The following is a 12,543-nucleotide window of genomic DNA, read 5'->3' on the forward strand; positions in this document are numbered from 1 at the left end:
CGATTGTACGGAGTGAATACGGTTCAGTACGCTGCGTATCCCATGCGGGACCTTCGGCACGTTTCCACGCCGGGACACGGCGATCTGCCCCTGGAGCCGGACCCCTTCGTGGGGCGCTCCGCGGAACTGGCCGGGCTGTCCCGGGCGCTCGGCGCCTCCCGGCTGGTGACGGTGACCGGGACGGGCGGGGTCGGCAAGTCGCGTCTGGCCGCCCGCGCCGCCGCGCGGTGCGCGCCCCCGGACGGGACGTGGCGGGTGGAACTGGCTCCGGTCAGGGACCCGGAGTTCGTGGACCACGCCGTCGTGGAGGCCCTGGGGCTGACGGACCACACCACCCGGTCACCGCGCGAGACGCTGCTCGCCCATCTCGCCGGGCGCCGGGTGCTGCTGGTGCTGGACGGGTTCGAGCACCTGGTGGACGCCTGTGCCTCGCTGGTGGCCGAACTGCTGCGCCGGGCGCCGGGTCTGCGGGTGCTCGCCGTGGGGCGGCGGGCCCTGTCCGTCGCCGGGGAGACACTGTTCCCGCTGTCTCCGCTGGGCGAGGACGAGGCGGTGGCGCTGCTGGAGGTGCGCGCCGGGCAGCGCGGGGTGCGGGCCGGGGACGGCCCCGAGACGCGGGCACTGTGCCGGCGGCTGGACGGGCTGCCGCTCGCGATCGAGCTGGCCGCGGGGCGGCTGGGGACGCTGTCCCCGGGGCAGCTGCTGGAACGGCTCGACGACCGGTTCCGGCTGTTGACCGGCGGCTGCCGGGACGCGCCGCCCCGGCACCGCACGCTGCGCACGGCGATCGGCTGGAGCCACGAACTGTGCACTCCCGAGGAGCGGTTGCTGTGGGCGCGGCTGTCGGTGTTCGCGGGGCGGTTCGACCTGGAGGCCGCCGAGTACGTGTGCGGCGGGGACGGTCTGCCCGCCGCCGACGTCCTCGACGTGCTGTCCTCGCTGCTCGCGCAGTCGGTGCTGACGCGCGAGGAGACGGCGGCGGGTGTGCGCTACCGGATGCTGGACACGCTGCGCGCCTACGGTGCCGAGTGGCTGGAGGGGACGGGCGACGCGGAGCGGGTCGGGCGGCGGCACCGGGACTGGTACGTGGGGCTGGCCACCTGGTGCGAGCTGGACTGGTTCTCGCCGCGGCAGAGTGAGATCGCCGCGCGCGTGGAGGCGGAGCTGCCGAATCTGCGCCGTGCCCTGGAGGTGGCTCTGGCCGAGCCGGAGGAGGCGTGCCTGGGGCAGTTCCTCGCGGGCTCGCTGTGGTTCTACTGGGTCGGCTGCGGACGGCTGTCGGAGGGGCGGCACTGGCTGGAGCAGGCGGTCCGGCTGGACTCCGGGCATGAGCAGGCGCGGCTCAAGGCCCTGTGGGTGCTGGGTTACGTGGCGGTCCTGCAGGGCGACAAGGCGTCCGCGCTGGCGGCGCTCCAGGAGTGCCGGCAGGAGGCGGAGCGGGTCGCGAGCGACAAGGCGCTGGCGTACGCCGAGCACCGCATCGGCTGTCTGGCCCTCGTCACGGACGACATGCCGCGCGCGGAGACGCTGCTGCGCTCGGCGCTGGAGCGCTACGCGAGGATCGGCGAGCTCAACAGCAATGTCCTGATGGGCCAGGTCGAGCTGGCGATGGTCCGTGCCTTCCGGGGCGATCTGCCGGAGGCGGTGCGGCTGTGCGAGGACGTGCGCCGGGTCTGCGACGACCACGGCGAGCGGTGGGCCCGCGCCTACGCCCTCTACGTCCTGGCGTACGCGGCCTGGAGCGGGGGCGACCCGGGCGGGGCGCGGGAGCTGCTGACGGACTGTCTGGAGGGGGCCCACGCCTTCCGCGACCTGCTCGGTGCCGTGCTGTCGCTGGAGCTGCTGGCCCTGGTCACGGCGACGGAGGGGGAAGCGGCCGAGGCGGCGGTGCTCCAGGGGGCGGCGGACCGGATGTGGCCGTCGGTGGGACTGCCGCTGTTCGGCTCGGCCCACTACAACGTGCCGCACGAGCTGTGCGAGGCGCGGGCCCGCGAGTGCCTCGGCGACGAGCGGTACGAGGAGTGCCGGCGGGCGGGGTCGCGGCTCGGCCGGGACGAGGCCGTCCGCCGGGCGCTGCGCCGGCCCGGGGCGCCGGCCGCCGCGCCCGCGCCGCGCGGGCCGGTGCGGCGGGCGGCCGCGGATGCCCCCGCACACGAGACCGCCGCCTCGCCCACCCGGAAGGGCGGGGAGACGGCGGACTGAGGTACCGCGTGCCTGCTGGGGTCAGCGGGCGTAGTACTCGACGACGAGCTGCTCGTCGCAGATCACCGGGATCTCCTTGCGGTTCGGCTCGCGGTCCAGGCGGAACGCCAGGGCCTTGAGGTTCACCTGGAGGTAGCGCGGGGTCTCACCGTCGGGGGCGAAGCCACCCTCACGAGCGATCGTGAAGAGGGTCTTCTCCTTGGAGCGGTCGCGGACCTGCACGACGTCGTCCGGGCGGACACGGAAGGAGGGCTTGTCGACCTTCTTGCCGTTGACCTGGATGTGGCCGTGCACGACCATCTGGCGGGCCTGGTAGATCGTGCGGGCGATGCCCGAACGCAGGACCAGGGCGTCGAGGCGGCGCTCCAGCTCGATGATCAGGGCCTCACCGGTCTTGCCCTGGACCTTGGAGGCACGCTCGTAGGCGCGGACGAGCTGGCGCTCGGACACGTCGTACTGCGCGCGCAGACGCTGCTTCTCGAGCAGACGGACCTTGTAGTCCGAGTTCTGCTTGCGGCCGCGGCCGTGCTCACCCGGCGGGTAGGGGCGGGCCTCGAAGTACTTGACGGCCTTCGGGGTCAGCGCGATGCCGAGGGCACGCGACTTCTTGACCTTGGGGCGGGACTGGTTCGCCATGGAACCGACACCTCGTGTTTTCTGTGCGAATACGGCTTCACCAGGGTTAGGGGAGGTCGCATCCGCAGCCGGGGAAACCCCGCGGGTCCGTCGTGAGGACCTGCCGGGCAGCCGCTCCCCTGATCTGGGCACATACGTGCAGCACGCGAGTGGCCCACCGACCGCTCCCGGGGACCCGGGTGGTGGTGGGCTGCCCGCGACACCGTTCGCCGGTGCGCGACGCTCCTGGAGGTCCCGCCGCCTCGCGGCGGTGGGGCTCCGGCTGGATGTCCCGCTCTGGTGGTGCCGGCTCCCCTCGCGGGGACCGGACGCGGGACGCAGCACTCCACGCAATTCTACAGGGTGGTCAGGACCGCTTCCGACCGAGGTGCTTCCTGGTCCACGCCACGGCGTCCGCGTACCGGGCCTCGGCGCCGTGCCGGGTGGGTTCGTAGTACTGGCGGTCCTTGAGGGCGTCCGGGGCGTACTGCTGCTCGGCGATGCCCTCGGGCAGGTCGTGGGGGTACACGTACCCCTGGGCGTGCCCCAGTTTGGCCGCGCCCTTGTAGTGCCCGTCGCGCAGGTGCGGCGGCACGGGTCCGGCCAGGCCCTTGCGCACGTCGTCGAGGGCGGCGCCGATCGCGGTGGTGGCCGCGTTGGACTTGGGCGCCAGGGCGAGGGCGATGGTGGCGTGGCTGAGGGTGAGGGCGGCCTCGGGGAAGCCGATCATGGCCACGGCCTGGGCGGCGGCGACCGCGATCGGCAGGGCGTTCGGGTCGGCGAGGCCGATGTCCTCGCTGGCGGAGATCATCAGGCGGCGGGCGATGAAGCGGGGGTCCTCGCCGGCCTCGATCATGCGGGCCAGGTAGTGCAGGGCGGCGTCCACGTCGGAGCCGCGGATGGACTTGATCAGGGCGCTGGCGACGTCGTAGTGCTGGTCGCCGTCGCGGTCGTACTTCACCGCCGCCCGGTCGACCGTCTCCTCCAGGGTGGTCAGGGCGATCTCCGCCTCGCCCTTGTCGAGTGCGGCCCCGGCGGCGGCCTCCAGCGCGGTCAGCGCGCGGCGGGCGTCGCCGCCGGCGATGCGCAGGAGGTGGCTCTCGGTGTCCCCGGGGAGGGTGACGGCGCCCTTCAGGCCCCGCTCGTCGGTGAGCGCGCGCTTCAGCAGGTCCCGGATGTCGTCGTCGGTGAGGGGTTCGAGGGTGAGCAGCAGGGACCGGGACAGCAGCGGGGAGATGACCGAGAAGTACGGGTTCTCGGTGGTCGCGGCGATCAGGGTGACCCAGCGGTTCTCCACCGCCGGGAGCAGGGAGTCCTGCTGGGCCTTGCTGAAGCGGTGGATCTCGTCGAGGAAGAGGACGGTCTCCTGGCCGTACCCGCCCGAGGCGCGGCGGGCGCCGTCGATGACCGCGCGGACCTCCTTGACGCCCGCGGTGATCGCCGACAGTTCGACGAAGCGCTTGTTGGTGGCCTTGGAGACGACGTAGGCCAGGGTCGTCTTGCCGGTGCCGGGCGGACCCCACAGGATCACCGAGGAGGGTCCCGCGGGACCCGAGGCGCCCTCTCCGACCAGTCTGCGCAGGGGGGAGCCCGGCTTCAGCAGGTGCTGCTGGCCCACCACCTCGTCGAGGGTGCGCGGGCGCATCCGGACCGCCAGGGGGCTGCCGGTCGGGTCCTTCTCCTGGCGTTCTTCTGCTGCGGCGGTGAACAGGTCGGGCTCCACGCTGAAACCCTAAAGGACCGCGCCGGCGGCGCGGGGCGCGGTCAGCTGGTCCAGAAGTCCCACCAGCGGGTCAGGACCAGCATCCCGATGATGCCGATGTGCAGGACCGGCAGGACCCAGGTGAACTCGCCGAAGAAGCCCTTCAGCCAGCCGGGGGCGGGCAGGAACCCCTTGCGGACGTTGAACGACGTCACGTACCAGAACATGACGATCGTGGCGACCCAGGCCAGGCAGCACCACAGGCACAGGGCGTTGATCCGGTACAGGGACTGGAACGTCAGCCAGGCGCAGAAGACGGTGCCGAAGAGCGTGCCCGCGTTGAAGGTGAGCCAGTACCAGCGCGGGAAGCGGGCGCCGGCGAGCAGGCTCACGCCGACGCAGACGACGATGCCGTAGGTGACCAGGCCGAGCATCGGGTTGGGGAACCCGAAGACGGAGGCCTGGTCGCTCTCCATCACGCTGCCGCAGGAGACGACGGGGTTGAGGCTGCACCCGGGCGTGAACGTCTCGCCCTTGACCTTGGCCTCGAGGAGCTTGAACTTGTCGAGCGTGATCACCCACGCGGCGAGCACACCGGCCGCACCGGTGATCACCAGGAGCAGGGCGAGGGCCCGGCTCGCGCCCTCCTTCCGCGGCGCGGCGGCGCGCTCCGGCGAGGGGGAGGACTCGGGCTCCATGGCGACGTCCTTGACTGTCGTCTTGCTCATCACGCCGATTCCGTCACTAGAGAGTGTGGACCTGCTTCGGGCAGGGCCATTGTGCCGCACGGGGCTGTGGATCCGCCGTTCGCCGGGCACAAGGGCACACGGACGTTCGCCGTGGGCGTCCGGTTTCGGCCGACGCGCGCGGCACGACCGCACACGTGCTCCATCCGGCGTCCCCGGGAGGGTGATCCGGCGTGCGGGGAGTGGACGAAGGCGCCGGACGCCCGGGCGTCCGGCGCCTCGCGCGCCGTGTCAGCCGAGCCGTGACTCCAGTTCCGCGACGATCTCGTTCACCCCGACCGCCGTCTGCTCGCCGGACTCCATGTCCTTGAGCTGGACGACGCCCTCGGCGAGGTCGCGTTCGCCCAGCACCAGGGCGTAGCGGGCGCCCGAGCGGTTGGCGGCCTTCATCGCGGCCTTCAGGCCCTTGTCGCCGTAGGAGAAGTCCGCGGCGACGCCGTTCTTGCGCAGCTCGGTGACCTTCGCGAACAGCACCCGGCGGGCCTCCTCGCCGAGCGGGACGGCGAACACGCTGGTGGTGGCGGGCAGTTCGAGCTCGACGCCCTCCGCCTCCAGGGCCAGCACGGTGCGGTCGACGCCGAGCGCCCAGCCGACGGACGGCAGCGCGGGGCCGCCGATCATCTCGGACAGGCCGTCGTAGCGGCCGCCGCCGCCCACCGCGGACTGCGAGCCCAGGCCGTCGTGGACGAACTCGAAGGTGGTGCGCGTGTAGTAGTCCAGGCCGCGCACCAGCTTGGGGTCGTCCTCGAAGGCCACGCCCGCGGCCGTGATCAGCTCGCGGACCTCCTCGTGGTACGCCTTGCAGGCGTCGCAGAGGTAGTCGCGCAGCAGGGGGGCTCCGGTCAGCTGCTTCTGCACCGACTCCCGCTTGTCGTCCAGCACGCGCAGCGGGTTGATCTCCGCGCGGCGCAGGGTGTCCTCGTCCAGGTCCAGGCCGCGCAGGAAGTCCTGCAGCGCGGCCCGGTAGACCGGGCGGCACTCCTTGTCGCCGAGGCTGTTGAGCAGGATGCGGAAGTCGCTCAGGCCCAGCGAGCGGTACGCCTGGTCGGCCAGGATGATCAGCTCGGCGTCCAGGGCCGGGTCCTCCGCGCCGATCGCCTCGGCGCCGACCTGGGAGAAGTGGCGGTAGCGGCCCTTCTGGGGGCGCTCGTAGCGGTAGTACGAGCCGGAGTACCAGAGCTTGACCGGGAGGTTGCCCGCCTTGTGCAGGTTGGCCTCCAGGGCGGCGCGCAGCACGGAGGCCGTGCCCTCGGGGCGCAGGGCGAGCCGGTCGCCGCCCTTGGTCTCGAAGGCGTACATCTCCTTGGTCACGATGTCGGTGGACTCGCCGACACCGCGCGCGAAGAGCTCCACGTTCTCGAAGCCGGGGGTCTCGATGTAGCCGTAGCCGGAGCCCCGCAGCGGGGCGGCGATGGCCTCGCGCACGGCGAGGTACTTGGCGCTGTCCGGCGGGATCAGGTCGTACGTGCCCTTGGGGGCCTTGAAGGTGCTCACGGAAGTCTCTCGTCACATTCCTCGTCGGGGAGCCTCGGCGGCGCCGCGTCCTTGGCGGTCTGCCGCCACCTGCCGCAGGTACGGGTTGGTGGCGCGCTCCTGGCCGATGGTCGTCTGGGGGCCGTGGCCGGACAGCACCACGGTCGAGTCGTCGAGCGGCAGGCACACGCGGGCCAGCGAGTCGAGCATCTCGGCCATGTCACCGCCGGGCAGGTCGGTGCGTCCGATGGAGCCGGCGAACAGCAGGTCGCCCGAGAAGAACACCGGCGGGATGTCCGCCGCCTCGGGCAGGCCGAAGGTCACCGACCCCTTGGTATGGCCGGGCGCGTGCGCGACGGTGAGCTCCAGGCCCGCCAGTTCCAGCTTCGCGCCGTCGGTCAGCTCGCGGACGTCGTCCGGCTCCCCCACGGTCAGCTCGCCCATCAGCGGCATCCCGATGGAGCGGCCCAGCGACTTCTCGGGGTCGCTCATCATGTACCGGTCCTCGGGGTGGATCCAGGCCGGCACGTCGTGCGCTCCGCAGACCGGGACGACCGAGGCGACGTGGTCGATGTGGCCGTGGGTGAGGATGACGGCGACCGGCTTGAGCCGGTGCTTGCGGACCGCCTCCTCCACTCCGGGAGCGGCCTGGTGGCCGGGGTCGATGATCACGCACTCCTCACCGGCGGCGGGGGCGACGAGATAACAGTTCGTCCCCCAGGCCCCGGCGGGGAACCCGGCAATGAGCACGATCGTCCTTCGTTTGTGTCGGTACGGGAGGCTTGCGGCGGGACTGCGCCCGTGGTCAGAGCCTACCGGCGCTGCCGATTCCTCAGCGAACCCATATACGGTACGGGGCACACGCAGGCGGTCGGCTCACCGCACGCACGCACGCGTACCGGCCGGCACACGAGACGCATGAGGAGACAACCCGGTGGTCAGCCAGGAACAGCGGCGGCGTCAGCTCGCCCGGGAGAAGTTCTTGCGGCAGCAGCAGCGGCGCACCGAGGCGCGGCGCAAGGCGCGGATGCGCAACTCGGTGATCGCTTCCGTGCTCGGTGTGGTCCTGATCGGCAGCGTCGCGCTGTACACGACCGGGGCGCTCGAGCAGGACGACGACCAGGCCAACGCGAGCGCGGAGGCCACGCCGAGCGCGCCCAGCAAGGCGCCGGACCCGTGCGACAAGCCGGCCGCGGGCAAGGTCAAGACGCAGACCTGGAAGAAGGAGCCGGCGATGTCCATCGACAAGTCGGCGAAGTACACCCTGGAGCTCGACACGACCTGCGGCACGATAGACGTGGCGCTGAAGGCGTCGGCCGCGCCGCACACCGTCAACTCCTTCGACTTCCTCGCCGGGAAGGGCTACTTCGACCACACCAAGTGCCACCGGCTGACCACCAACGGCATCTACGTGCTGCAGTGCGGTGACCCGACGGGCACCGGCACCGGTGGTCCCGGCTACACGATCCCGGACGAGAACCTGAAGGACAAAACCCTGAAGGACAACGTCTATCCGGCGGGCACGGTCGCGATGGCCAACACCGGGCAGAAGAACAGTGGCGGCAGCCAGTTCTTCCTGGTCTACCAGGACAGCCAGCTCCCGCCCAGCTACACCCCGTTCGGTACCGTCTCGGAGGCCGGCATGAAGGTGCTGAAGAAGATCGCCGACGCCGGCGAGAGCACCGGGGCGGGCGACGGGGCGCCCAACGCGACGGTCGTCATCGACAAGGCGACCGTCACCGGATCCTGACCCCCAACTGCGGAATTTCGGTCGCGCGGGATGCGGACAGGCATCCCGTCGGTCGCCTATGTTGGCCGTGACGAAACTGTGGACGATGCCCGGGGGAGCTTCGAGGCCCCTTCGACGGCATCACGTGGAGGAGGCGCTGTGAGCAGCGACCCGTGGGGCCGCGTCGACGAGACGGGGACCGTGTACGTGCGTACGGCCGACGGCGAGAAGGTCGTCGGTTCCTGGCAGGCCGGCTCTCCCGATGAGGCGCTGGCCTACTTCGAGCGCAAGTACGAGGGCCTGGTTGTCGAGATCGGCCTCCTCGAGAAGCGAGTGAAGACCACCGACCTGTCGTCCAAGGACGCGCTGACCGCGATCGAGCACCTGCGGGAGCAGGTCGACGCCCACCACGCGGTCGGTGACCTGGACGCCCTCAGGGCCCGGCTGGACAAGCTCGTGAAGCTGGTGGAGGCGCGTCGCGAGGAGCGCAAGGCGCAGCGGGCCCGGCAGTCCGACGAGGCGCGCCAGGCCAAGGAGTCGCTGGTCACCGAGGCGGAGGAGCTGGCGCAGTCCGACCAGTGGCGGGCCGCCGGCGAGCGGCTGCGGGCCCTGGTGGACACCTGGAAGGGCCTGCCGCGGCTGGACCGGAAGTCCGACGACGAGCTGTGGCACCGGTTCTCGCACGCGCGCTCGGTGTTCTCCAAGCGGCGCAAGCAGCACTTCGCGCAGTTGGACGCGCAGCGCGAGGAGGCCCGCCGGACCAAGGAGCGGCTGGTCGCCGAGGCCGAGTCGCTGTCGGGCTCGACGGACTGGGGTGCGACCGCGGCGCGCTACCGCGAGCTGATGTCGGAGTGGAAGGCCGCGGGTCGCGCGCAGCGCGAGCACGAGGAGGACCTGTGGAACCGCTTCCGCGGTGCGCAGGACGTCTTCTTCGCCGCCCGCAGCTCGGTGTTCGCCGAGCGCGACGCGGAGCAGGCCGAGAACCTCAAGCTCAAGGAGGAGCTGGCCGGGGAGGCCGAGAAGCTCCTGCCGATCACGGACCTGAAGGCCGCGCGGGCCGCGTTCCGCGCGATCAACGAGCGCTGGGAGGCCATCGGCCACGTGCCGCGGGACGCCCGGCCGAGGGTCGAGGGCCGGATGCACACCGTGGAGCGGGCCCTGCAGGAGGCCGAGGAGGCCGAGTGGCGCCGGACGAACCCGGAGGCACGCGCGCGTGCCGAGGGTCTGACCGGCCAGCTCCAGGCCGCCGTGGACAAGCTGAAGGGCCAGATCGAGCAGGCCCGGGCGCAGGGCAACACCGCCAAGGCGGAGAAGCTGGAGCGGGAGCTGGAGGGCCGCCAGGCCCTGCTGGACCAGGCGCTGAAGGGTCTCCAGGAGTTCGGCGGCTGAGGTCGCGCACGTCGCTCACACGCGGGAGGGGCTCCCGTACCTCGGGTACGGGAGCCCCTCCCGCGTGTGTCAGCCGCCCGCTACGACCGGTTGCGGGCCGACGTCACGCGGTAGACGTCGTAGACGCCCTCCACGCCCCGTACGGCCTTCAGGACGTGTCCGAGGTGCTTGGGGTCGCCCATCTCGAAGGTGAAGCGGGAGGTCGCCACGCGGTCGCGGGAGGTCTGGACGGCTGCGGAGAGGATGTTGACGTGCTGGTCGGACAGGACGCGCGTGACGTCCGACAGCAGCCGGGAGCGGTCCAGGGCCTCGACCTGGATGGCGACCAGGAAGACGGAGGACTGGGTGGGCGCCCACTCGACCTCGAGGATGCGCTCGGGCTCGCGGGAGAGCGAGTCGACGTTCACGCAGTCGCTGCGGTGCACCGACACGCCGCTGCCGCGGGTCACGAAGCCGATGATCGGGTCGCCGGGGACCGGTGTGCAGCAGCGGGCCAGCTTGACCCACACGTCCTCGACGCCCTTGACGATGACACCGGGATCGGAGCTGGCACGGCGCTTGCGGCCGCGGCCGCGGGCCGACGGGACCGTCTCGTCGATCTCCTCGGTGGCCGCCTCCTCGCCGCCGAGGGCCTGGACCAGCTTCTGCACGATGTTCTGCGCGGAGACGTGGCCCTCGCCGATCGCCGCGTACAGCGCGGAGATGTCCGAGTAGCGCATCTCGTGCGCGAGCGTGACCAGTGAGTCGCCGGTGAGGATGCGCTGGATCGGCAGGTTCTGCTTGCGCATCGCGCGGACGATGGCGTCCTTGCCCTGCTCGATGGCCTCGTCGCGGCGCTCCTTGGAGAACCAGGCGCGGATCTTGTTGCGGGCGCGCGGCGACTTGACGAAGCCGAGCCAGTCGCGGGAGGGACCCGCGCCGGCCGCCTTGGAGGTGAAGACCTCCACCAGGTCGCCGTTGTCGAGGGTGGACTCGAGCGGGACGAGGCGGCCGTTGACCCGCGCGCCTATGGTGCGGTGGCCGACCTCGGTGTGGACCGCGTACGCGAAGTCGACCGGGGTGGCACCCGCGGGGAGCGCTATGACGTCGCCCTTGGGGGTGAAGACGAAGACCTCGTTGCGGGACAGGTCGAAGCGCAGCGACTCCAGGAACTCGCCGGGGTCCTCGGTCTCCTTCTGCCAGTCCAGGAGCTGGCGCAGCCACGCCATGTCGTTGATGGCGTCCTTGTCCTTGCCGGACGACCTGGGGGCGTCCGTGCGGATCTTGGACGCGCCGGCGACGGCCTCCTGCTTGTACTTCCAGTGCGCGGCGATGCCGTACTCGGCGCGGCGGTGCATGTCGAACGTGCGGATCTGCAGTTCGACCGGCTTGCCGCCGGGGCCGATGACCGTCGTGTGCAGCGACTGGTACATGTTGAACTTGGGCATCGCGATGTAGTCCTTGAACCGGCCGGGGACCGGGTTCCACCGCGCGTGCACCGTGCCGAGGGCCGCGTAGCAGTCGCGGACGGTGTCCACGAGGACGCGGATGCCCACCAGGTCGTAGATCTCCGCGAAGTCACGGCCGCGGACGATCATCTTCTGGTAGACGCTGTAGTAGTGCTTGGGGCGGCCGGTGACGGTCGCCTTGATGCGGGCCGCCCTGAGGTCCTGCTGCACCTCGTCGGTGACGACGGCGAGGTACTCGTCGCGCTTGGGCGCGCGCTCGGCGACCAGGCGGACGATCTCGTCGTACATCTTGGGGTACAGGATCGCGAAGGCGAGGTCCTCCAGCTCCCACTTGATGGTGTTCATGCCCAGGCGGTGGGCGAGCGGCGCGTAGATCTCCAGGGTCTCGCGCGCCTTCTTCTCCTGCTTCTCGCGCTTGAGGTAGCGCATGGTGCGCATGTTGTGCAGGCGGTCGGCGAGCTTGATGACCAGGACCCGGGGGTCCTTGGCCATGGCGACGACCATCTTGCGCACGGTCTCGGCCTGGGCGGCCTCGCCGAACTTGACCTTGTCCAGCTTGGTGACGCCGTCGACGAGCAGGGCGACGGTGTCGCCGAAGTCGCGGCGGAGCTGCTCCAGGCCGTACTCGGTGTCCTCCACCGTGTCGTGCAGCAGTCCGGCCATCAGCGTGGCCGGGTCCATGCCGAGCTCGGCGAGGATGGTGGTGACGGCGAGCGGGTGCGTGATGTACGGGTCGCCGCTCTTGCGCTTCTGGCCGCGGTGCCAGCGCTCGGCGACCTGGTAGGCGCGCTCGATCTGGCGGAGCGTGGCGTTCTCGATCTTGGGGTCGTTGCTGCGCACGATCCGCAGCAGCGGCTCCAGCACCGGGTTGTACGGGTTGGCCCGCTGGACGCCGAGCCGGGCCAGGCGGGCGCGGACGCGGTTGGAGGAGCCGGAGCGGGCGGGCTGGCCGGTGTTGGGGCGGGCCCGCTCGGGGGACGGCTTGGGGCGCGGCTGCTCGGGCTTGTCGACGGGGGCGGCCTGGGCGTGCTGGACCGGCCCGCGGGTGTCGTTCTTCGCCTGGGGCGCGCTCGGCGCGGGTTTGGCCGCGGCCGCCGAGGCGGACTCGGGCTTGGCGGCGGTCAGGTGCTGGGCCTCGTCTGGCAAGAGGACTCCTCGTGCGCGATCCGGGTCCCCCGGTCAGGCTCCGGAGACCCCATGGTAGCGATCCTGCGTCTTCCGATCGCCTTCGGAGCGGTG

General features: G+C 71.6%; 9 protein-coding genes. 3 read left to right on the top strand and 6 right to left on the bottom strand.

Translation table 11 applies throughout. The features are described 5' to 3' along the window. Positions 1 to 42 precede the first annotated feature (42 nt). Positions 43 to 2,202, top strand: coding sequence for an AAA family ATPase (locus tag GL259_RS08495; protein ID WP_166461447.1), 2,160 nt, complete (start codon positions 43 to 45; stop codon positions 2,200 to 2,202). 21 nt (positions 2,203 to 2,223) lie between these two features. Here GL259_RS08495 and rpsD read toward each other — a convergent pair whose 3' ends face one another. The 5 genes from rpsD to GL259_RS08520 form a co-directional block, all read right to left on the bottom strand. Next, a complete protein-coding gene (gene rpsD / locus GL259_RS08500) occupies positions 2,224 to 2,838 on the bottom strand; it encodes a 30S ribosomal protein S4 (RefSeq protein WP_094057797.1) in 615 nt (204 codons plus the stop codon). 346 nt (positions 2,839 to 3,184) lie between these two features. Then, positions 3,185 to 4,540: a replication-associated recombination protein A gene (locus GL259_RS08505; protein ID WP_159530724.1), complete on the bottom strand. Its 1,356-nt coding sequence runs from the start codon at positions 4,538 to 4,540 to the stop codon at positions 3,185 to 3,187. A gap of 41 nt (positions 4,541 to 4,581) precedes the next feature. Then, positions 4,582 to 5,247 (bottom strand): vitamin K epoxide reductase family protein, encoded by a 666-nt coding sequence (locus tag GL259_RS08510; RefSeq protein ID WP_166461448.1) that lies wholly within the window; start codon positions 5,245 to 5,247, stop codon positions 4,582 to 4,584. A gap of 249 nt (positions 5,248 to 5,496) precedes the next feature. Next, positions 5,497 to 6,759, bottom strand: coding sequence for a histidine--tRNA ligase (gene hisS / locus GL259_RS08515; RefSeq protein WP_159530728.1), 1,263 nt, complete (start codon positions 6,757 to 6,759; stop codon positions 5,497 to 5,499). A gap of 12 nt (positions 6,760 to 6,771) precedes the next feature. Next, complete coding sequence (locus GL259_RS08520; protein ID WP_159530730.1) at positions 6,772 to 7,488, bottom strand: MBL fold metallo-hydrolase; 717 nt, start codon at positions 7,486 to 7,488, stop codon at positions 6,772 to 6,774. 184 nt (positions 7,489 to 7,672) lie between these two features. On the opposite strand from GL259_RS08520, the gene GL259_RS08525 reads away from it, so the two are divergent. Further along, positions 7,673 to 8,488: a peptidylprolyl isomerase gene (locus GL259_RS08525; protein WP_159530732.1), complete on the top strand. Its 816-nt coding sequence runs from the start codon at positions 7,673 to 7,675 to the stop codon at positions 8,486 to 8,488. A 138-nt stretch (positions 8,489 to 8,626) separates the two neighbouring features. Beyond that, positions 8,627 to 9,856 (top strand): DUF349 domain-containing protein, encoded by a 1,230-nt coding sequence (locus GL259_RS08530; protein ID WP_159530734.1) that lies wholly within the window; start codon positions 8,627 to 8,629, stop codon positions 9,854 to 9,856. Positions 9,857 to 9,936: 80 nt separating this feature from the next. Here GL259_RS08530 and relA read toward each other — a convergent pair whose 3' ends face one another. Beyond that, positions 9,937 to 12,450: a GTP pyrophosphokinase gene (gene relA, locus GL259_RS08535; protein WP_159530736.1), complete on the bottom strand. Its 2,514-nt coding sequence runs from the start codon at positions 12,448 to 12,450 to the stop codon at positions 9,937 to 9,939. Positions 12,451 to 12,543 lie beyond the last annotated feature (93 nt).

The organism is Streptomyces sp. Tu 3180 (assembly GCF_009852415.1).
GTDB lineage: Bacteria > Actinomycetota > Actinomycetes > Streptomycetales > Streptomycetaceae > Streptomyces.